Annotated in this window: 17 protein-coding genes; 11 read left to right on the top strand and 6 right to left on the bottom strand. The window is 71.1% G+C overall.

What is annotated here, in order from left to right; translation table 11 throughout:
- The first annotated feature begins 212 nt into the window (after positions 1-212).
- Positions 213-755 carry an N-acetyltransferase family protein gene (locus tag ABZ930_RS21895; protein WP_361550161.1) on the top strand — a complete coding sequence of 181 codons (543 nt, stop codon included), beginning with the start codon at positions 213-215 and terminating at the stop codon, positions 753-755.
- Positions 756-1060: 305 nt separating this feature from the next.
- Entirely contained in the window at positions 1061-2080 is a 1020-nt protein-coding gene (locus ABZ930_RS21890; RefSeq protein ID WP_361550159.1) for a sigma-70 family RNA polymerase sigma factor, read from the top strand.
- Between the two features lie 179 nt (positions 2081-2259).
- Here the strand turns inward: ABZ930_RS21890 and ABZ930_RS21885 are convergent, their stop codons facing one another.
- Positions 2260-3240: a YafY family protein gene (locus tag ABZ930_RS21885; RefSeq protein WP_361550157.1), complete on the bottom strand. Its 981-nt coding sequence runs from the start codon at positions 3238-3240 to the stop codon at positions 2260-2262.
- Between the two features lie 62 nt (positions 3241-3302).
- On the opposite strand from ABZ930_RS21885, the gene ABZ930_RS21880 reads away from it, so the two are divergent.
- Positions 3303-4820 carry an MFS transporter gene (locus ABZ930_RS21880; RefSeq protein WP_361550155.1) on the top strand — a complete coding sequence of 506 codons (1518 nt, stop codon included), beginning with the start codon at positions 3303-3305 and terminating at the stop codon, positions 4818-4820.
- Positions 4821-4946: 126 nt separating this feature from the next.
- Here the strand turns inward: ABZ930_RS21880 and ABZ930_RS21875 are convergent, their stop codons facing one another.
- Entirely contained in the window at positions 4947-6200 is a 1254-nt protein-coding gene (locus tag ABZ930_RS21875) for an extracellular solute-binding protein (RefSeq protein WP_361550153.1), read from the bottom strand.
- 125 nt (positions 6201-6325) lie between these two features.
- On the opposite strand from ABZ930_RS21875, the gene ABZ930_RS21870 reads away from it, so the two are divergent.
- From ABZ930_RS21870 to ABZ930_RS21850, 5 genes are all read left to right on the top strand, one after another.
- A complete protein-coding gene (locus tag ABZ930_RS21870) occupies positions 6326-7090 on the top strand; it encodes a glucose 1-dehydrogenase (RefSeq protein WP_361550151.1) in 765 nt (254 codons plus the stop codon).
- Between the two features lie 135 nt (positions 7091-7225).
- On the top strand, positions 7226-7987 hold the full coding sequence (locus ABZ930_RS21865) for a DeoR/GlpR family DNA-binding transcription regulator (protein WP_361550149.1): 762 nt from the start codon (positions 7226-7228) through the stop codon (positions 7985-7987).
- A 29-nt stretch (positions 7988-8016) separates the two neighbouring features.
- Positions 8017-8964: a 1-phosphofructokinase gene (gene pfkB, locus ABZ930_RS21860; RefSeq protein ID WP_361550175.1), complete on the top strand. Its 948-nt coding sequence runs from the start codon at positions 8017-8019 to the stop codon at positions 8962-8964.
- Positions 8965-9226: 262 nt separating this feature from the next.
- Entirely contained in the window at positions 9227-11236 is a 2010-nt protein-coding gene (locus tag ABZ930_RS21855; protein WP_361550147.1) for a fructose-specific PTS transporter subunit EIIC, read from the top strand.
- Positions 11237-11392: 156 nt separating this feature from the next.
- A complete protein-coding gene (locus ABZ930_RS21850) occupies positions 11393-11641 on the top strand; it encodes a hypothetical protein (protein ID WP_111666015.1) in 249 nt (82 codons plus the stop codon).
- A 23-nt stretch (positions 11642-11664) separates the two neighbouring features.
- Here the strand turns inward: ABZ930_RS21850 and ABZ930_RS21845 are convergent, their stop codons facing one another.
- The 4 genes from ABZ930_RS21845 to ABZ930_RS21830 all read right to left on the bottom strand — a co-directional run bounded on the left by ABZ930_RS21845 (position 11665) and on the right by ABZ930_RS21830 (position 16481).
- Positions 11665-12627 carry a DUF6227 family protein gene (locus ABZ930_RS21845; protein WP_361550145.1) on the bottom strand — a complete coding sequence of 321 codons (963 nt, stop codon included), beginning with the start codon at positions 12625-12627 and terminating at the stop codon, positions 11665-11667.
- A gap of 186 nt (positions 12628-12813) precedes the next feature.
- The gene (locus ABZ930_RS21840; protein ID WP_361550143.1) at positions 12814-13998 is read right to left on the bottom strand and encodes an Ig-like domain-containing protein; all 1185 of its coding nucleotides are present in this window, start codon (positions 13996-13998) and stop codon (positions 12814-12816) included.
- A gap of 144 nt (positions 13999-14142) precedes the next feature.
- Positions 14143-15291, bottom strand: coding sequence for a P1 family peptidase (locus tag ABZ930_RS21835; protein ID WP_361550141.1), 1149 nt, complete (start codon positions 15289-15291; stop codon positions 14143-14145).
- A 26-nt stretch (positions 15292-15317) separates the two neighbouring features.
- Positions 15318-16481 carry a low temperature requirement protein A gene (locus ABZ930_RS21830; RefSeq protein ID WP_361550139.1) on the bottom strand — a complete coding sequence of 388 codons (1164 nt, stop codon included), beginning with the start codon at positions 16479-16481 and terminating at the stop codon, positions 15318-15320.
- Positions 16482-16821: 340 nt separating this feature from the next.
- Between ABZ930_RS21830 and ABZ930_RS21825 the strand changes: the two genes are divergently transcribed.
- The 3 genes from ABZ930_RS21825 to pflA all read left to right on the top strand — a co-directional run bounded on the left by ABZ930_RS21825 (position 16822) and on the right by pflA (position 21606).
- Positions 16822-18252, top strand: coding sequence for a NarK family nitrate/nitrite MFS transporter (locus ABZ930_RS21825; protein WP_361550137.1), 1431 nt, complete (start codon positions 16822-16824; stop codon positions 18250-18252).
- A 219-nt stretch (positions 18253-18471) separates the two neighbouring features.
- The gene (pflB, locus tag ABZ930_RS21820) at positions 18472-20754 is read left to right on the top strand and encodes a formate C-acetyltransferase (RefSeq protein WP_361550135.1); all 2283 of its coding nucleotides are present in this window, start codon (positions 18472-18474) and stop codon (positions 20752-20754) included.
- Between the two features lie 48 nt (positions 20755-20802).
- Positions 20803-21606: a pyruvate formate-lyase-activating protein gene (pflA, locus tag ABZ930_RS21815; RefSeq protein ID WP_361550133.1), complete on the top strand. Its 804-nt coding sequence runs from the start codon at positions 20803-20805 to the stop codon at positions 21604-21606.
- The last annotated feature ends 2 nt before the right edge of the window (positions 21607-21608 follow it).

Genomic DNA, 21608 nt, shown 5'->3' with positions numbered 1-21608 from the left:
TTGAGCGCCGCCGGCGTCGCCACCCCGCGCCCCTGAAACGAGCTCCGCTCGTCCAGGGGAGGCTGCGCGGAGCGCATGCCTCAGGGGCGCGGGGAACTGCGCGAGAAGCGGCCGCCGGGCCGCGGATGAAGTACGACCCAGGGGCGCGGGGAACTGCGCGACCAGCCCCCACCGGCCCGCAGGTGGCGACGGGGGCGTCCTAGTCTCCGGGCATGACTGATGCGACCGAGGTGACGATCAGGGCGGGGCGTGCGAGCGATCTGGGGGCGCTCACCGAGATCTACAACGGGTACGTCCGCGACACCCCGATCACCTTCGACACCGAACCGTTCACCGTGGAAGCCCGGCGCCCCTGGCTGCACGCCCACCCGCCCCACGGCCCGCACCGCCTCTTCGTCGCCGAGGAGACGAAGGATGGCGGCCGCGTTCTCGGGTACGCGACCTCGAGCGCGTTCCGGCCCAAGGCGGCGTACTCCACCTCGGTGGAGGTCACCGTGTACTGCGCCGAGGGTGCCGGAGGGCGCGGCGTCGGGACGCTGCTGTACGAGGCACTGTTCGAGGCGCTGAGCGACGAGGACGTGCACCGCGCGTACGCGGGCGTGACCCAGCCCAACGAGGCGTCCGTGCGACTGCACACCCGCTTCGGGTTCCGCCCGGTCGGCACGTACCGGGAGGTGGGCCGGAAGTTCGGCCGGTACCACGACGTCGCCTGGTTCGAGAAGGAGCTGGGTGACGAAAGGCCCGGGAACTCGTGACCTTTGCGGGTGCCACGGTGGCCCGGAACAGGCAACCATCAGAGCGCCAGGGTCGTCTCAGGTGGCAGAGGCCCGCCGCCGACCGAGGGTGACGTCACTCGCGCATCACGGCCTGACCTGCGTCTCTGTGGACCCCGGCGGCATCTCGTCGGCCTTCTCGCGCAGTGTGGCGCGACAGGGTACTGCATGATCACAAAAAAGATGGGCGGCTTGGGAATTCTGTCCGGATTCCAGGCGTTGATTCATTCGGATGCAGGGCACCCGTGAAGGGCGACAAGCCGACCTACCACCGCAAGGGAGCACGCATGGCAACCCGTGCCGTAGCCCGTCGTAAGTCCGCCGCCTCCGGCGAGACTGATGCGGCACGCAGTGTTCGCGCCGTAGGCGGGGAGATCGCCGACCGCGACCTGGTCGGCATGTACCTCGACGAGATCGCGCGGACACCGCTGCTCGACGCCGCCAAGGAAGTGGACCTCTCGCAGACCATCGAGGCGGGCGTCTACGCCCAGCAGATCCTCGACGGCGAGCTGGGCGACTTCGGTGCCAGTGAAGCCGCGGGGAAGGCGTCCCGCGAAGAGCTGGAGGCGTTGGTCGCCGAGTCCGAGAAGGCCAAGGACATCTTCATCCGGTCGAATCTCCGGCTGGTGGTCGCGGTGGCCCGTCGCTACCCGCGTGCCGGCCTGCCCCTGCTCGACCTGATCCAGGAGGGGAACGCCGGCCTGGTGCGCGCCGTCGAGAAGTTCGACTACCGCAAGGGCTTCAAGTTCTCGACGTACGCGACGTGGTGGATCCGTCAGGCCATCACCCGTTCCATAGCCGACCAGTCCCGCACCATCCGCCTCCCCGTCCACCTGGTCGAGGAGCTGGGCCGGATCCGCCGCGTCCAGCGCGAGTTCAACCGCGAGCACGGCCGCGAGCCGGAGCCCGCGGAGATCGCCGCGCAGCTCGACAAGACGACGGCGGAGCGCGTCACCGACGTCCTGGACTGGGCCCGCGACCCGGTCTCGCTGAACATGTCGGTGGACGACGACGGCGACACCCAGTTCGGGGACCTGCTGGAGGACACCTCGGCGGTCTCCCCGGAGCAGTCGGTCCTGACCCTGCTGCGCAGTGAGGAGCTGGACGATCTGATCGGCCGGCTCGACCAGCGCACCGCGTCGATCATCAAGATGCGGTACGGGATCGAGGACGGGCGCGAGCGCACCCTCACCGAGGTGGGCAAGGAGCACGGGCTCACCCGTGAGCGCATCCGGCAGATCGAGAAGCACGCGCTTCTGGAGCTGAAGAAGCTGGCCCGCGACACCGGCTTCGACGCGGCCGCCTAGCCCCTCCGGGGGAGCGGGGGGCAGCTTCGGCCCCGCCAGGGGGGCGGGTAACTGCGCGCTCAGCCACGACGAAAGCCGCGGACGCGTCTGCTTGGTTCATGAGCAGATGCGTCCGCGGCTTTCGTCGTGGCTGGTCGCGCCCACGCGGCGGAGCCGCATATCGACACAGCCCCGCGCCCCTAAAGGGGCGCTCCCCGCACCATGCGCTGCCCCAACTCCCGTACGGCCGAGATCAGTTCCTCCGGGCCCCGGACCCGGAAGTCGAGCCCGGTCATCGCCAGCCGCACGGCCATCCACTCCACCGCGTCCGACGTGGTGGCCCGCAACCGGCATCCGGAACCGTCCGGCAGCGCTTCGAGCGGTCCCACCGCGGCGGGAATCCGTTCGGCGACGGCCTCCACCGGCGCCGCGAACTCCACGTCCAGCTCATACGCCCCGGCGCCCCGTGACGACACCGACCGCCGGACGAACGCGGCCGCGTCCCCGTCCGGCACCTCCCGCGGAGCGAACCGCGCACCGGTCGCGAACGGCTCGGTGAGCCGGTCGACCCGGAACGTCCGCCAGGCGGCGCGATCGATGTCGTAGGCCACGAGATACCAGCGGCGCCCGGTGGAGACGAGCCGGCACGGCTCGACCAGGCGGCGCGTCTCGGAGCCGTCGGCCGCCCGGTAGTGGAAGCGGAGCCGCTCCGTGCCGGCCGTCGCCGAGGCGATCACCGTCAGTGTCCCGGGCGCGATCGTGGCGCCGTCCCCCGAGGTCAGCGGGATCGTCGCCGCCTGGAGCGTGGCCACCCGGTGCCGCAGCCGGCCCGGCAGCACCTGCTCCAGCTTGGCGAGGGCGCGCACCGACGCCTCCTCCACCCCCTCGACGGCGTGCCCGGCCCCGGCGCGCAGCCCGACCGCGATGGCCACCGCCTCCTCGTCGTCGAGCACGAGCGGCGGCAGCGCCTTGCCCGCGACCAGCCGGTAGCCGCCGTCGGTGCCCAGCGTGGCCTGCACCGGATAGCCGAGGTCGCGCAGCCGGTCGATGTCGCGGCGGACGGTGCGGCGCGAGACCCCGAGCCGGTCGGCGAGTTCGCCGCCGGGCCATTCGCGCGGGGTCTGGAGGAGGGAGAGGAGATGGAGGAGCCGGGCCGGGGTGTCCGTGCTGGGCGTCGTCATGTCTCCCAGCATGCCCGCGAACTAGGACACGATCTGGCCTAGATGACTTCTAACGTCGGAGCATGACTTCAACCGCAGCACCCGGAACGATCGAACCGTCCGGTACGGGCACCGGCGACCGCCGTCGCTGGTTCGCCCTCGCCATCGTCATGACGGCGGCGTTCATGGACCTCGTGGACGTCACGATCGTGAACGTCGCCCTGCCCACCATCCAGCACGACGAGGGCGCCACCGCCGGCCAGATCCAGTGGATCACCGCCGGGTACGCGCTCGCCTTCGCGGCCCTGCTCATCACGGGCGGGCGGCTCGGCGACGTCTTCGGCCGCAAGCGGCTCTTCCTGCTCGGCATCGGCGGCTTCACCGTCGCCTCGGCGCTGTGCGGGTTCGCGGTGAACCCGGAGATGCTGGTCGCCTCGCGGATCCTCCAGGGCGGCATGGCGGCGATGATGGTGCCGCAGGTTTTGTCGATCGTGCACGCCACCTTCCCCGCGCACGAGCGCGGCAAGGTCTTCGGACTGTTCGGCGCGATCGTCGGCCTCGGCGCGGTGACCGGGCCGCTGCTCGGCGCGCTGCTCACCGAGTGGAACATCGGCGGCCTGGAATGGCGCCCGATCTTCCTGATCAACCTGCCGGTCGGCGTCGCCGCCCTCGTCCTCGGCTCCCGCGTCATCACCGAGTCGAAGGCGCCCCGGGCGCTGAAGCTGGACCTGGTCGGCGTCGTCCTGGTCACCCTCGCGATGCTCGCGCTCGTCTACCCGCTGACCGAGGGCCACGAGAACGGCTGGCCGGTCTGGGGGTACGTGATGATGGCGGCCTCGGTGCTGATCGTCGGCGCCCTCGTCGCGTACGAGAGGGCCAAGACCCGGCGCGACGGCTCCCCGCTCATCGAGCTGTCCCTGTTCAGGGTGAAGAGCTTCGCGGCGGGCATCGCCGTGCAGACCGTCTTCGGCGTCACCACCGGCATCTTCTTCCTGTGCTGGACGCTCTACATGCAGCTCGGCCTCGGCTGGAGCCCGCTGCGGGCCGGTCTGACCGGGGTGCCGTTCTCGATCGCGGTGTCGGCCGCCGCCGGGATGTCCGTGCAGAAGCTGGTGCCGCGCTTCGGCCGCAAGGTGCTCCAGGCGGGCGCCCTGCTGATGGCCGCCGGTGTGCTGATCTACGTATGGCAGGCCGGGCACTACGGGCTCGGGATCGCCTCCTGGCAGATGGCGCTGCCGCTGGTGGTGATGGGGCTCGGCATGGGGCTGATCGTCGCGCCGCTGACCGACGCGGTCCTGTCGGACGTGCCGCGCGAGCACGCGGGGTCGGCGTCCGGGCTGATCAACACCGTGATGCAGATGGGCAACGCGCTGGGCCTGAGCCTGGTCTCGGTCGTCTTCTTCAACGTCGTCGAGGACCACGCGGCGCAGGGCAGTGCGGCCTTCGTCGACGGGTTCCGCAGCGCGCTGCTGTGGGCGGCCGGCATCCTCGTCGGCATCTTCCTGCTGATGTTCGCCCTGCCCAAGCGGGCGGCGGCCTCCGGCGGTTCCGCCGAGACGGCCGAGCCGGAGCCCGAGCGGGAGCTCGTCTCGGCCCCCTAGGGGCGCGGGGAACTGCGCGACCAGCCCCCGCCGGCGCGAGGACGGCGAACGACACGGGGCTCCGCCCCGGACCCCGCTCCTCAAGCGCCGGAGAGGCTTGAATTCAGGCGCCGGAGAGGCTTGAACTCAGGCGCTGGACCCCACCAGGTCCAGCGCCTCCAGCACGTCCGACGGGCTGCCCCCGGGCGCCACGGCCTCCCCGATCCGCTGCCGGACGGCACCCCGGACCGTGCCCCACGACCGCAGCCCCACCGGATGGAACTCGGCGTCCGGCAGCTGGTGGACGAACGGCCACAGCGCCCGCTGCGAGCGGTCCTCCTGCAACTCCTCCGAGTCGCTCACCGTCGCCGGCAGGGTGCCGGTGTCCGAGCCGTAGGTGCGGGCGGCCGGTGACGTGAACAGGAAGGTCAGGAAGGTCTTGGCCGCGTCCAGCCGCCCGTTGTCCTTGAACGCCATGAGCCAGTCGTTGAGGCCGACCGGCGGCGCGGCCCCGCTGCCGTCCCGCTTGGGGAAGGGCGCGGTGGCGAACTTCAGGCCCGCCTGCCCGGCCGCCGCGAGCAGCACCGGGTGGGCCAGCAGCATCCCCGCCCGGCCCCGGAGGAACTCCGCGTACGCCTGGGTGCGGGTGAGCTTGGCCGGGTCGGCGCCCGCGAGCCCCGGCACGACCAGCTTGTCGCGCAGCCAGGTCAGCGTCGCCACGTTCTCCGCGGCCGCGAAGTCGTACCCGGTCGGCGACGCGTAGCCGCCGTCGCCCGCGAGCAGCCAGGCGAGGAGCTCGTCCTCGGCGGCCTCGGGGCCGAAAGTGAGCGCGTACGGGGTGGCGACCCCGATCCGCCGCAACGCGTCCGCGCACGAGCGGAGTTCGGCCCAGGAGGCGGGCGCCCGGGTGAGCCCGGCCTGCTGGAACAGGGCCTTGTTGTAGAACAGGCGCGGAGCGCTGGCCTGCGTCGGCAGTCCGTACTGGACGGAGTCGACCTTGCCCGCGTCGGCGAACGAGTCGATGAAGTTCGCCTGCACCGGCACGTCGAAGAGCTCGTCGGCCGAGTAGAGCCTGCCCTCCTCGGCGTACGGCGCGAAGAAGTTGCCCTCGGAGATGTCGGGGGCGCGGCCGTCCTTGACCCGGCGGGCCAGCGTGGCGTCCAGCTTGAGGAAGGGGACGCGCTCCACTCGCACCGTGATCGCCGGGTGCTTCTTCTCGAAGGCCCGCACCGCGGCGTTCCACCGCTTCTCGATGGACGTGCCGACCGTGCCGTCGTAACCGGCGAGCAGCACCTCCAGCGTGACGGCGTCCTCGCCGCCGCCCGAGCCGCAGCCACTCAGCGCCAGGGCGCCGGCCCCGCTCAGGCCCGCCGTCCGCAGCAGGAACCGCCGTCGCCGCATGTGCCATCCCCCACCGTTCGCTTGATGGCACATTGTGCCACACGGGCATATTCTGACTACATGGCAGGTGTGGCCGCTGAAGCGGCGCCCGGCCCCGGTACATCCCCAGCGAAGTGGAGTCCCTGATGAACGACCTGACCGGCAAGACCGTCCTCGTCTCCGGCGGAGCCCGCGGCATCGGCGCCGAGATCGCCCGGCGCGCGGTGGCCGCGGGCGGCGCCGTCGTGATCGGCGACGTACTCGACGACGAGGGCCGGGCGCTCGCCGCCGAGCTGGGCGAGCGGGCGCGCTTCGTGTCCCTCGACGTGACCTCGGAGGAGGCATGGCAGGCCGCCGTGGCGTACGCGGTCCAGGAGTTCGGCGGCGTGCACGGCCTCGTCAACAACGCCGGGGTCTCCACCGGGACGCCCCTGGAGCAGGAGAGCGTGGAGCACTTCCGCAAGGTCGTCGACATCAACCTGGTCGGCGTCTTCGCGGGCATGCGGACCGCGATCCCGGCGATGAAGGAGGCGGGTGGCGGCTCCATCGTCAACATCTCCTCGGCCGCCGGACTGATGGGACTCGCGCTCACCTCCTCGTACGGGGCCTCGAAGTGGGCCGTGCGCGGCCTCACCAAGATCGCGGCGGTGGAGCAGGGCACGGCGCGGATCCGGGTGAACTCCGTGCACCCCGGCATGACCTACACCCCGATGACCGCCCAGCTCGGCATCCCGCGCGGCGAGGGCGGCTATCCGAACACCCCGATGGGCCGGGTCGGCGAGGCCGAGGAGATAGCGGCCGCCGTGGTGTTCCTGCTGTCGGACGACGCGGCGTACGTGACCGGCGCCGAGCTGGCCGTGGACGGCGGCTGGACCACGGGCCCGACGGTGAAGTACGTCATGGGGCAGTAGAGGAGGGCATCGGGGGGTGCCCGTTTGTGTCTGCCTGATGCCCGAGTCTGTTTACTTTCTGGAAATTCGGCCGTAGCCTGCCAGAGAAGCAACAGATTCGGGCACACTCGCAGGCGGAAGCACAGGTATACGGGCATGTACGCACCGGAGCGTCAGCAGGAGATCCTCCGACTCGCGCGGGACGGCGGCCGGGTCGACGTGCTGTCCCTCGCCGAGGAGTTCCAGGTCACCGCCGAGACGATCCGGCGCGACCTGAAGGCCCTGGACCGTGCCGGACTCGTCCGCCGGGTGCACGGCGGCGCCATCCCGGCCGGCCGCCTCGACTTCGAACCCGACCTCGCCGAGCGCGAGTCCACCGCCGCCGACGAGAAGGACCGCATCGCCCGCGCCGCGCTCGCCGAGCTGCCGGCCGAGGGCAGCGTCGTCCTCGACGCCGGTTCCACCGTCGCCCGGCTCGCCGCCGCGCTGCCGCCGGAGTCCGGGCTGACGGTCGTCACCCACTCGCTGCCCATCGCGGCCCGGCTCGCCGACCACCCCGGCATCCAGCTCCACCTCGTCGGCGGCCGCGTCCGCACCCGCACCCGCGCCGCCGTCGACGCCTGGGCGCTGCGGGCCTACGCCGAGATTCGCGCGGACGTCGTCCTGCTCGCGGCCAACGGCTTCTCCGCCGCCTCCGGACTGACCACCCCCGACCTGGCCGAGGCCGCCGTCAAGCGCGCCGCCGTCGCCGCGGCCCGCCGGGTCGTGCTGCTCGCCGACTCCGGCAAGCACGGCCAGGAGCACTTCGCCCGCTTCGGCGACCTCGGCGACGTCGACCTGCTGATCACGGACACCGGCCTCGGCGACGCGGACACGGCCGAGATCGAGGCGGGCGGCACGGAGGTGATCCGCGCATGAACCCCCCTACCCCAGCACTGGACAGCGGCATGATCCTCACCGTCACCCCCAACCCCTCCCTCGACCGCACCTACGAGATCCCCGGCCTCGACCGCGGCGAGGTCGTCCGCGCCGCGGGCGAGCGCATGGACCCGGGCGGCAAGGGGGTGAACGTCTCCCGTGCGGTCGCCGCCGCCGGCGCCCCCACCCTCGCGGTCCTGCCCCTGGGCGGCGCCCCCGGCGCCCTGGTCGCCGACCTCCTCGACGCACAGGGCATCGCGGTCGCGCCGGTGCCCGTCACGGGCCAGACCCGTTCCAACATCGCCCTCGCCGAACCCGACGGCACCCTGACGAAGATCAACGCTCCGGGCCCCGAACTCGGCCCGGAAGAAGCCGAGTCGCTGCTCACCGCGGTGACGGAGCGCTCGGCGGGCGCCGACTGGATCGCCTGCTGCGGCAGCCTGCCGCGCGGCCTCGCCCCCTCCTGGTACGCGGAGCTGGTGGCCCGCGCGCACGACGCGGGCGCCCGGATCGCGCTCGACACCTCGGGCCCGGCCCTGCTCGCGGCCCTCAAGGAGCGCCCCGACGTGGTCAAGCCCAACGCCGAGGAACTGGCCGAGGCCGTCGGCCGCCCCCTCACCACGATCGGCGACGCCGTCACGGCGGCCGAAGAGCTGCGCGCGGCGGGCGCGGGCGCCGTCCTCGCCTCCCTCGGCGCCGACGGCCAGCTCCTGGTCGAGGCGTCCGGCACCTGGTTCGCGAGCGCCCCGGCCGCCGTCGTCCGCAGCAATGTCGGCGCGGGCGACTCCTCGCTCGCCGGTTTCCTGATCGCGGGCGGCGAGGGCCCCAAGTCCCTGGCCTCGGCGGTGGCCCACGGCGCGGCGGCGGTCCAGCTCCCGGGCAGCGCGATGCCGACCCCGGCGGACCTGGCCCCGGACGCGGTGACCCTGACGGCACAGATCCCGTGGGCCCGACCCCTGAAGGAGGCGGCACGGTGAGCCCCGCCAGGGGCGCGGCGCTGTATCGATCAGCGGCTCCGAGCCCCGTCAGGGGCGCGGGAAACTGCGCGAGTACGGACAGCGGGCGCCCGCTGTCCGGCTCCCAGAATCCGATCGCGGCCAGGGGCGCGGGGAACTGCGCGACCAGCCACGACGCACCCGCACCCGAACACGCACCGGAACCCACCCTCACACCGGCATCGGCCCCGGCCCCCGCCCCCGAAGAAGCCACGCAGTGCCCCCGTAGGCAAAGGAGCCCGCGATGACCACCCCCCAGATGATCACCGCGGACCTGGTCGACCTCGACCTGTCCGCCGAGACGAAGGAAGAGGCGGCCCGCTCCCTGGCCACCCGCATGGTGACCCTCGGCCGCGTCACCGACCTGGACGGCTTCCTGGCCGACGTCGCGGCGAGAGAGGCCCAGATGCCGACGGGCCTGGACGGCGGCATCGGCATCCCGCACTGCCGCAGCACCCACGTCACCGAACCCACCCTCGCCTTCGGCCGCGCACCCCACGGCATCGACTTCGGCGCCCCGGACGGCCCGGCCGACCTGATCTTCCTGATCGCGGCACCGGCCGGAGCCGACGACGCCCATCTGACGATCCTGTCCGCGCTGGCCCGCCAGCTGATGGACGAGGAATTCAAGGCGGCCCTGCGCGAGGCGTCCGACGCCGACCGCACCGCGGCCCTGATCCGCGGCGACGCCGAGCCGGAGCCGGCCCCGGAGCCGGAAGCGGCCCCCGAGCCCCGGCAGCCCGCGTCGGCCGACACGTTCAAGATCGTCGCCGTCACCTCCTGCCCCACCGGCATCGCGCACACCTACATGGCCGCCGAGTCCCTGGAGAACACGGCCCGCGACACCGACGGAGTCGAACTCGTCGTCGAGACCCAGGGCTCGGCCGGATTCACCCGCCTCGACCCGGCGGTCATCGCGGCGGCGGACGGCGTGATCTTCGCCCACGACGTGCCCGTACGGGAGAAGGAACGCTTCGCCGGAAAGCCGACGGTCGACGTCGGCGTGAAGGCCGGAATCAACCGCCCCGCCGAACTCATCACCGAGGTGCGCGACAAGGCTGCCCGCGGCGAGACCACCGCCGGTTCCGGCGCCGATCCGTCATCCACAGCTGTGGAAAACTCCGGTGAATCCGGGGACGGATACGGGACGAAGCTCCGCAAATGGCTGATGTCCGGCGTCAGTTACATGGTGCCCTTCGTGGCCGCCGGAGGCCTGCTCATCGCGCTCGGGTTCGCGATCGGCGGCTACAAGGTCGCCGACGTGAAGGTCGAGACCCTGCTCAACAGCTTCGACTGGACCTCGTCGACGAGCTGGGCGGCCCTGCTCTTCTACACCGGCCAGGCCGCCTTCGCCTTCCTCGTGCCGGTCCTGGCCGGCTACATCGCGTACGGCATGGCGGACCGGCCCGGGCTCGTGCCCGGCTTCGTCGGCGGCTCCATCGCGCTGACCGTGAACGCGGGCTTCCTCGGCGGCCTCGCGGCGGGCCTCATCGCGGGCGGCGTCGTCATGGCGATCCAGAAGGTGAACGTCCCCGCGGTGCTGCGCGGCATCATGCCGGTCGTCGTGATCCCGCTGCTGTCGTCGATCGCCGTCGGCTTCCTGATGTTCGTCGTGATCGGCAAGCCGATCGCCTCGCTCCAGAGCGGTCTGACCGACTGGCTGAACTCGCTGTCCGGCGCCAACGCGCTGCTGCTCGGCGCCCTCCTCGGCCTGATGATGTGCTTCGACCTGGGCGGCCCGCTCAACAAGGTCGCCTACGCCTTCGCGGTCGGCGGTCTCACCGACCCCACCGACGCCTCGCTGAAGATCATGGCCGCCGTGATGGCCGCGGGCATGGTGCCGCCGCTGGCGATGGCCCTGGCCACGTCCGTGCGCGGCAGGCTCTTCACCCGCTCCGAGCGGGAGAACGGCAAGGCGGCCTGGGTGCTCGGCGCTTCCTTCATCACCGAGGGCGCCATCCCGTTCGCCGCGGCCGACCCGCTGCGCGTCATCCCGGCCTCCATGGCGGGCGGCGCCGTCACCGGTGCGCTGTCGATGGCCTTCGGCTGCACCCTGCGCGCCCCGCACGGCGGCATCTTCGTGGTGCCGCTGATCGGCAACCCCTGGCTCTACCTGGTCGCCATCGCGGCCGGGGTCTGCGTCGCCGCCGCGCTGGTGGTCGTCCTGAAGGGCATGCGCAAGAACGCGCCGCGGGAGAACGGCACGGCGGCCGCGGCCCCGGCCGAGAAGCCCCAGGTACCGGCCGCGGTCTGAACCGACCGCCGCCGAGGGCGACTTCACGGCCCGCTCCGAGGCGGGGGCGAAGTGTCCGGTACCGCGCGTACTGCGAACACTGTGAATACTGTGAACACTGCGAGATACGTCACGGTCCGGGACCAAAGTCCCGGACTGTGGTGTTCACTGGACCGCATGCCTGAGCACGTGTCGATCCTTCAGCAGATAGGCCTGGCGGCGCTCGCGCTCGTCACCGTGGCCTGGGTGGTCGGTCTGGTCCGCCTGGTACGTGTCGTCGCCGTCGCCCCGCCCGAGCCGCCCCGGCGGCTGCCGCTGGGCGCCCTGCCCGGTCAGGCCCAGGCGCCGGCCGTGGAGTCGGTGCCGCTGACCGCCGACGAGCAGGACGCGTTCGCCGGACTGGTGCGGCAGTTCAGTCGCCGCTAGGCCGGGTCATCGGCCGGAGCGGGTCATCTACGGACCCGAGAGGCGACCCGACGGTCGATCGCGGCCCGGGCGGCCTCCTGCGTCAGGTACACCTCGCACAGGTGGGAGCCGTCCGGCGTCGCCGTGTGCTCCACCTCCCACAGGCTGACCTCACAGCCGTCGTGCAGCAGGAACGCGTGCTCGTACAGCGAGAATCCCGGGCTGAGCCGGCAGCCGAACGCCTGGGTGATCTGGTGCGCGCACGCCTCCCGCAGCAGTCTCGCGGTGCCGGGGCCGGGGCGCGTCTCCGCCTCCGGGTTCTCCGCGCGGCGCAGCAGACGGCGGGCGTGGTCGACGGAGCTGTCCGGATCGGCGGGCCCGAAGGCGGGGCGCTGCGGCGGGACCGGGGGCAGCTGCACATGAACGCCGGGGGAGTCGACGGAGTCCGAAAACTCACCGAACTCACCGAACTCGCTGAACTCGGCGAACTCAGTGGACCCGTTCAGCCCGGTGAACTCGGTGAACTCGGTGATCTGTGACAGCTCCGCGAACTCGGGAAGCTCGTGGGGGTCCGGGATCTGCGAGCCGGTGAAGGCCGTGAGGGTCTCGGCGCTGAGGGACACGTCGAGGTCGAAGCCCGGCGCGGCCTCCGGCGGCATCGGGAGCCGGCCGGTCGCCAGATGTACCTCGTCCGCGGTGACGTAGACCTCGTGCTGGGTGACGCCGTCCCGGCCGGTGTTGTGCACCAGCTCCCACAGGGTCAGCGGGCTGCCGTCGACGAGCAGCCAGGTGTGCCGGTACGTCTCGCGGTGCAGGCCCGCGCTGTGGTGGGCCGAGTGCAGGGAACTGTCGTACGCCAGCGCGCAGTCGATGCCCTCCAGCGTCTCGTCCGGCAGCTCGAAGGAGTTGATCGAACGGCCCAGAAGGCGCGCCAGATGCTCCTCGGGTGACCTGTGAGACGGGGCGTCGTACGGGTGGCGGGACTCGTCGTCGTACGGAACGCTCAAGACACCTCCCGGCATCGCTGCATGTCACCTAGTGGGTGCATACCGTAGCGCCTCGGTCGGACATCGTGTCCGTGAAATCGCAAACAAGCAAGGGGATTTGGCTGTGCTCCCGCACTCGGTCAACGTGCGGGCCGTGCCGGTTGTTCCGGCACGGCCCGCACGGTGTCGAGGAGGGGCGGGAACCGGTCAGCCGGCGCTGGCGGCCGTCCACTGGCTCCACGGCATGTTCCAGCCGTTGAGCCCGTTGTCCGGGGAGATCGTCTTGTCGGGGGAGTTCTTCACGGTGACGACGTCCCCGACGAGCGAGTTGTCGAAGAACCACTTCGCCGTCGTGTCGCCGCCCGCGCCCCGCACGTCCCGCATGCCGACGCAGCCGTGGCTGGTGCCCTGCGCGCCGAAGATGCCGGGGGAGCTCCAGTAGTTGCCGTGGATGAACGTGCCCGACTGCGACAGCCGCATCGCGTGCGGCACGTCCGCGATGTCGTACTCGCCGCCGAAGCCGACCGTGTCGCCGTTCATGCGCGTCTGCACGAACTTCTCGGAGATCACCATCTGGCCGTTGTAGGTGGGGTGGGCCGCGCTGCCGGTCGAGACCGGAACCGTCTTGAGCGTCTGCCCGTCGCGCACCACGGTCATCTTCTGCGTCTTCACGTCGACGGTGGAGACCTGGGCGCGGCCGACGGTGAAGGTGACCGTCTTGTCCTGCACGCCGTGGACGCCCTTCGCGCCCTCGACCCCGTCGAGGTCGATCTTCATCGTGACCTTGGAGCCGGCCTTCCAGTACTCCTCGGGCCGGAAGTCGAGGCGCTGCGCGCCGAACCAGTGCCCCACGACCTGCTGGCCGCTGCTGGACGTCACCTTGATGTGCGCCTGCACGTCCTTCTGCCGGGTGATCGCCTTGTCGAACGTGAACGACACCGGCATGCCCACCCCGACCGTCGTGCCGTTGTCGGGCGTGTACGTGCCGATGAAGCTGTTCGCCGTGGTCACCGTCGTGAAGATCGAGTTGGCGGCGGCCGTGTCCCCGTCGCCGTCCTTGGCGGTCGCCGATATGCGGTACTTGGTGCCGCGCTCCAGCTGCTCCTTCGGCTTCCAGGCCGCGCCGTCCGCGGCGATGGTCCCGGCGACCGTCTTGCCGCCGGCCACCTCGGTCATCTTCACGTCGGTGAGCCTGCCGTCGGCGACCTTGACGCCGGTGGCGTTGATCGAGGCGCTGGTGGAGCCGTCCTTCGCGGAGATCGTGATGCGCGGGGCGTCGCCGCCCTCCCCGCCCTTCTTGTTGTCCGCGGTGGCGCTGCCCCCGCAGGCCGTGAGGGTCAGCGCGCCAAGGGCGAGGGCCGCGCCGATGACGGCTGTCTTCTGCCTGCTCACGGTCTGCTCCTTTTACGTCATATCAGGTGGTCCCGGCGGTTTCTCCGGTACGAGGAGAGAGTCCGATGAGACCGGAAGAGTTCCTTCCGTTTGTTGTGAAGGCAGCCACAGGGACAGTCCTGTTACGTCTGTTACGCAACCGTCCTACGACGACGGCCCCGGCTGCCCCCGCGTCCCGTAGAGGTCGCTGTACGCCAGATGCGTCCCGCCGGGCGTGACCACCGACTCCGCCGCCCGCACCGCCCGCACGATCGCCCGCGTCACCAGGTCCGCGCCCGCCGCCAGGATCTCGTTCAGGGCCAGCGGGTTCGCTGCGTCGAGCGGCCGCTCCCCGGTGGCGAGCGCGAAGACCGTGTCGCCGTCGTTGAGCAGGTGCACGGGGCGCACGGCCCGCGCGATCCCGTCGTGCGCGGTCCCCGCCACCTTCTGCGCCTGGGCGCGGCTCAGATCGGCGTCGGTGGCGACGACGGCGAGCGTCGTGTTCAGCGGGGGCGACGGCGGCGCCTTCCGGGCCGCGTCGGGGCCCGGACCGGCCGCCGGGTCCGCCGCCCGCCGCTCGGACAGCGGCGCCGGGCCGTGCGCCGCCTCGGCCTCCGCCAGGGCCCGCGCCAGCCGCCCCTCCGCCGCCTCGTGCACGGCGGGGGAGGGGTACGTCACCGGGCCGCGCCCCGCGAAGAAGTCCCCGTACAGCGCCCCCGTCGCCGGATCGATCGCCGACCCCGCCGCATTGGCGACGACCAGCACCCCGACCGTGATCCCCGAGTCGAGCACGGTCGACGCGGTGCCGATGCCGCCCCGCACCCGGCCGACGAGCGCCCCGGTGCCCGCGCCCACGCTCCCCTCCTGAACGGGTGCGCCGAGTTCGCTCCCCGCGGCGGCCTCCACCGCGGCGCGCCCCGTGCCCGCCCCGGGCCGCGCCCGCCAGTCGCCGCCCCGGCCCAGATCGAACACACAGGCCGCAGGAACCACCGGCACCACCTGCCCGGGACCACCCACCGGCACCCCGCGTCCCTGCTCCTCCAGCCACGCCACGACCCCCGACGCCGAGTCGAGCCCGAACGCGCTGCCGCCCGTCAACGTGATCGCCTCGATCCGCTGCACCAGATTGCGCGGATCGAGCGCGTCGGTCTCCCGCGTGCCGGGCCCGCCCCCGCGCACATCGACCGCGGTGACCGCACCCCCCTCGGGGGCGAGCACCACCGTGGTCCCGGTCAGCGAACCGTCCCCCGCACACGTGGCATGCCCCACGCGCAGCCCGCGCACATCGGTCAGAGCGTCATGGATAAGCGTCATGGACCATGCCTAACACGGCAGTTGGTCTAAAAGGCCGCGGCCGCGGCCTCCTCCTCCCGGCCGCCCCGCGCCGACAGCGCCATGCCCGTCGCCACCGTCAGCGTCGTCACGATCCCCGCCGCGAGGACCGCCCAGTGCCCGGCGAACGTGCAGGCGAGTACCGCCAGCGCGCTGACCGGCAGCGTCAGTTGCTGCGCGAGGCCCGTCTTGAAGAACCGCGCGTGCAGCGCCCACACCATGACCAGGAACACCGCGCACGGGACCGTCACGGCGGCGGACGCGGCCGTGCGGCTCAGGTGCGCCTCGCCGACGGCCTGCTCGACCGCGACCTCGATGCCCGCGCCGATCGCCGCCGCCGATGCGAAGATCAGGTAGTGGCCGTATCCCCACACGAACGCCTGCCGGTTGTCGTGCAGCCGGTCGTGGATCGGCACCGCGAAGTAGATCCACCAGGCGGCGAAGACGATGAGCAGCCCGCCGGCCGCGATCGGCAGCAGCTCGCCGAGCGCGTCGTGCTCCTCGATCCCCGACTTCACCGCGACCGTCGCCGCGGCGATCGACTCGCCGATCACGATGATCGTGAACAGGCCGTACCGCTCGGAGATGTGGTGCGCGTGCCAGGACGTCTGCCGGTCCCGCTCCGCGAAGACGGGCACGCACATCTCGAGGACGGCCATCGCCAGGAAGATCCAGCTCTGCACGGCCCAGTCGGGGGTCAGCATCAGGGCCAACCAGCCCACCTGGCACACCAGCACCCCGCCCGCGTACCGCAGGGCGACCTTCCGCTCCGCTCCGCCGCTCGACCGGGCGGCCCGCAGCCAGTGCGCCGCCATCGCGACGCGCATGATCAGGTAGCCGAGCCAGACGACGGTGAAGTCGTCGTCCTCGAAGGCGCGGGAGACACCCGCCGCGAGCACCAGCACACCCGCGATCTGGACGAGCGTCACGACCCGGTAGATCACGTCGTCGTTGTCGTACGCGGAGGCGAACCAGGTGAAGTTCATCCACGCCCACCAGATGGCGAAGAAGATCCGCGCGTAGTTGATGACGCCGCTGCCCGCGTGCCCCTCGGCGATGGCGTGCACCAGCTCCACCCCGCCCTGGGCGACCGCCACGACGAAGCAGAGGTCGAAGAACAGCTCCAGCGACGAGGCCACCCGGTGCTGCTCGTCCCGCCCCCGCTCGACCATGCGGCGGACGGGGGACGGCCGGGTCCGCTCCCGATGCGGGGAGGAGGTGCCAGGTGCCGGTGGCGCGTGGTGCGCATCCGGGCCGTGGTGCGCGTGCGGATCGTGTGGTGTGGACGACGTCATGGGACAAGCACAGCAGATCAGCGGGGGTATGCGCGGACACCACGGACGAACGGCGGCCGTCAACGCGGTGCCGACGGCAGGACCTTGGTCGCCCCCGAACCCGTACTTTCGGGGCGCCCGCCACCCGACGAAGTCCCCTTACGCCCCATTTACCCCGGCGGGACGCTTGAGGAGCAACACCTGTCAGGAATCCCCTCCTCACCACCAGGAACACGTCATGAGTCCTGCCGTCAGGGACGCCGCGGTCGACGACGTCACTTCGTCCTACGACCCGGGTCAGTACCGCCCGGGCCGCACCATCGCCGACTGGGAACCCGAGAACGACCTCTTCTGGAAGTCCATCGGCAAGCGGGTCGCCACCCGCAACCTCTGGATCGCCGTCCCCGCACTCCTCGTGGCCTTCGTGGTGTGGCAGGTGTGGAGCGTCACCGCGACGAACCTCGCCGACGTCGGCTTCAGCTTCAGCACCTCCCAGCTCTTCTGGCTGACGGCCGTGCCCGGTCTCACCGGCGGCACGGCCCGGATCTTCTACACGTTCCTCGGCCCGCGCATCGGACAGCGGCGCTTCACCGCGCTGTCCACCCTGGTCCTGGTGATCCCGCTGATCTGGCTCGGCTTCGCCGTCCAGGACACCGGCACCCCGTACGCCGTGATGGTCGCCATCGCCGCCCTCTGCGGCTTCGGCGGCGCCAACTTCGCCTCCTCGCTGGCGAACATCGGCTTCTTCTTCCCCAAGCGGGAGAAGGGCAACGCGACCGGCATCAACGGCGGCCTCGGCAACCTCGGCGTCTCCGTCGTCCAGCTGCTCACCCCGATCGTCATCACCAGCTCGGTCATCGCGCTCGGCTCCGCCCAGCACAAGGCCGACGGCACGCCGGTCTATCTGCAGAACGCCGCCTTCCTCTGGGTGCCCGTGCTCGTGGTCCTGGCCGTGATCGCCTGGTTCGGCCAGAACGACCTCAAGGTCGCCTCCACCCCCTTCAAGCAGCAGAAGGTCATCTTCAAGCGCAAGCACAACTGGCTGATGACCTGGCTCTACGTCGGCACCTTCGGCTCCTTCATCGGCTTCGCCGCCGCCCTGCCGATGCTGATCAAGACCACCTGGACCCCGATCGACGCGGCCTACACCGCCGCTACCTACGCCTGGATCGGCCCGGCCATCGGCGCCCTCGCCCGCTGGGGCGGCGGCTGGCTCGGCGACAAGCTGGGCGGCGCGCGCGTCACGATCCTCTCGTTCGTCGGCATGGCCGGCTCGATCATCGGCGTCATCAACTTCATGCCGTCGAACGGCGCGGGCGGCAACTTCGTCGGCTTCCTGCTCTGCTTCTACGCCGCCTTCCTCTTCAGCGGCTTCGGCAACGGCTCCACGTTCCGCCAGATCCCCGTGATCTTCCGGGGGCAGCACCTGAAGAACCTGACCGAGGGCACGCCCGCGTACACGAAGGCGCTCAAGCAGGCGGAGATGGAGTCCGGCGCCGTCACCGGATTCACCTCGGCGATCGCCGCCTACGGCTTCTTCTTCATCCCCGCGATGTTCGCCAACTTCGCGGTCACCAGCGCCCTGTGGTGCTTCGTGGGCTTCTACGCCACCTGCGTCGTCGTCTGCTGGTGGTTCTACGCCCGCAAGGGCGCCGAGTCCCCGAGCTGATTTTTTCGGCAAATTCTTGTGAATGCGTTCACAAGCGAACCTGGGTCGAAAGTCCCGAAGGAAACCCCAGGTCAGACGGTAGATCCCGATCGCGCCCTCCCCAAAAGTGGGTCCAATGGTCCCGAATTCAGGACCATTGCGGCCCCCGGCGGCGGCGCGACGGGAGTCCAATGAATACGTAGCAACGAACCGGTCGAAGAGATGGGGAAGGTGCCGCAGATGACTGCCACTCCCGCGGAGAAGACGACGGAAACCACGACGCACGGCGAGGCCTGGAACGGCTTCAGGGGAGGCCTGTGGCGCGACACCGTCGACGTCCGCGACTTCGTCCAGCAGAACTACACCCCCTACGAGGGCGACGGCTCCTTCCTCGCCGGCCCGACCGAGCGCACCACCGCCGTGTGGAACAAGCTCCTGTCGATGTTCCCCACCGAGATCGAGCGCGGCGTCTACGACGTGGACGTGAAGACCCCGTCCCGCATCGACGCCTTCCGACCCGGCTACATCGCCGGCGACGCCAAGGACCACCAGGACCTCATCGTCGGCCTCCAGACGGACGGCGCGCTCAAGCGCGCGATCATGCCGAACGGCGGCTGGCGCATGGTCGAGGGCGCCCTCAACGCCTATGGCTACGAGGCCGACCCCGAGGTCCGCGAGATCTACACCCACCTCCGCAAGACCCACAACGAGGGCGTCTTCGACGCCTACACCCCCGAGATCCGCGCCTGCCGCTCCTCCGGCATCATCACCGGCCTGCCCGACGCCTACGGCCGCGGCCGCATCATCGGCGACTACCGCCGCGTCGCCCTCTACGGCGTCGACCGGCTCATCGCCGCCAAGCAGGCCGACAAGGACAGGGCCGCCGCCGAGTGGCCCACCGAGCACGTCATCCGCGACCGCGAGGAGATCTCCGAGCAGATCAAGGCGCTCGGCGAACTCAAGGCCATGGCCCTGTCGTACGGCTACGACATCTCCGGCCCGGCCCGCACCGGCCGCGAGGCCGTCCAGTGGCTGTACTTCGGCTACCTCGCCGCCGTGAAGGAGCAGAACGGCGCGGCCATGTCGATCGGCCGCATCGACAACTTCCTCGACATCTACCTCCAGCGCGACATCGAGGCCGGCCGCATCACCGAGGCCGAGGCCCAGGAGTTCATCGACGACTTCGTCATCAAGCTCCGCATCGTCCGCTTCCTGCGCACCCCCGAGTACAACGACCTCTACTCCGGCGACCCGACCTGGGTCACCTGGTCGATGGCCGGCATCGGCGAGGACGGCCGCCCGCTCGTCTCGCGCACCACCTTCCGCGCCCTCCAGACCCTCTACAACCTCGGCCCGGCCCCCGAGCCGAACCTGACGGTCTTCTGGTCGCGCGCCCTGCCCAAGGGCTTCAAGGACTTCGCCTCCCAGGTCGCCATCGACAGCTCGGCCATCCAGTTCGAGTCCGACGACCTGATGCGCCCCAAGTACGGCGACGACACCGCCATCGCCTGCTGCGTCTCCGCGATGGCCGTCGGCAAGCAGATGCAGTTCTTCGGCGCCCGCGTGAACGTCGCCAAGGCGCTGCTCTACGCGATCAACGGCGGCCGCGACGAGAAGTCCGGCAAGCGCGTCGTCGAGGGCTTCGAGCCCGTCGAGGGCGACTACCTGGACTACGAGACCGTCGCCGAGCGCTACGACGCGATGCTGGACTGGCTGGCGAAGACGTACGTCCACGCGCTCAACGTCATCCACTACATGCACGACAAGTACGCCTACGAGCGCATCGAGATGGCCCTGCACGACCAGGAGATCCTGCGCACCATGGCGTGCGGCATCGCGGGTCTGTCGGTCGCCGCCGACTCCCTCTCGGCGATCAAGCACGCGAAGGTCAAGGTGATCCGCGACGAGACCGGCCTCGCCGTCGACTACGAGATCGAGGGCGACTACCCGGCCTACGGCAACAACGACGACCGCGCCGACCAGATCGCCAAGTCGATCGTGCACGGCTTCATGGAGAAGGTCCGCAAGCACCCGACCTACCGGGACGCGGTCCACACCCAGTCCGTACTGACGATCACCTCGAACGTCGTCTACGGCAAGAAGACCGGCAACACCCCGGACGGCCGCCGCGCCGGCACCCCCTTCGCCCCCGGCGCCAACCCGATGAACGGGCGCGACGAGCACGGCTACATCGCCTCCGCGCTGTCGGTCGCGAAGCTGCCCTACGACGACGCCGAGGACGGCATCTCGCTGACCAACACGATCACCCCCGACGCCCTGGGCCGCACGCCCACCGAGCGGATCGGCAACCTCTCCGGCGTGCTCGACGGCTTCATGGCCAGCGACGGCTTCCACATGAACGTCAACGTCCTCGACAAGGCGACCCTGGAGGACGCCATGGAACACCCGGAGAACTACCCCCAGTTGACCATCCGGGTCTCCGGCTACGCGGTCAACTTCGTCCGCCTGACGCGCGAGCAGCAGCTGGACGTCATCAACCGCACCTTCCACGGCTCGCTGTGATCCGGTCCGCCTGACCGAGACCGCCGGAACCGTACGAGGAGGAACGTCATGACCACACTGCTCACCCAGAACCTGACCGCGAACGACGCCGCCACCCCGGCCGCCGCCGCGACGCACCGCCCCATCGAGGGCTCGGTGCACTCCTGGGACCTGTCGACCGGGGTCGACGGACCGGGCACACGGTTCGTGACGTTCCTCTCCGGCTGCCCGCTGACCTGCCTGTACTGCCACAACCCCGACACCTGGCGGATGCGCGACGGCAAGCGCACCTCGGCCGACGCGATCGTCGCGGAAGCCGCCAAGTACACCCGGTTCATCGAGGCCGCGGGCGGCGGCGCCACCATCAGCGGCGGCGAACCCCTCCTCCAGCCCGTCTTCGCCGGAGAGCTGCTGCACCGCCTCAAGCACGAACTGGGCCTGCACACCGCCCTGGACACCTCGGGCTTCCTCGGCGTGCGCGCCACCGACGCCCTGCTGCGCGACGTGGACCTGGTCCTGCTCGACATCAAGTCCTGGGACCGCGCCACCTACAAGAAGGTCACCGGCCGCCCGCTGCAGCCCACCCTCGACTTCGCGCACCGTCTCGCCGACCTCGGCAAGAACGTCTGGGTGCGCTTCGTGCTCGTCCCCGGGCTGACCGACGACCCCGCCAACATCGAGGGCGTCGCCGCCTTCGCCGGCTCCCTGGGCAACGTCTCCCGGGTCGACGTGCTGCCCTTCCACAAGCTCGGCGAGGCGAAGTGGGAGGCGCTCGGCAAGACCTTCACCCTGCACGACACCCCCGCGCCCACCCCCGAGCAGGTCGCCGCCGCCAAGTCGATCTTCGAGTCCCACGGCCTCCGGGCGGTCTGATC

Source organism: Streptomyces sp. NPDC046716 (genome assembly GCF_040645755.1).
Classification (GTDB): Bacteria; Actinomycetota; Actinomycetes; order Streptomycetales; family Streptomycetaceae; genus Streptomyces.
This window is presented reverse-complemented; position numbering and strand designations above follow the sequence as displayed.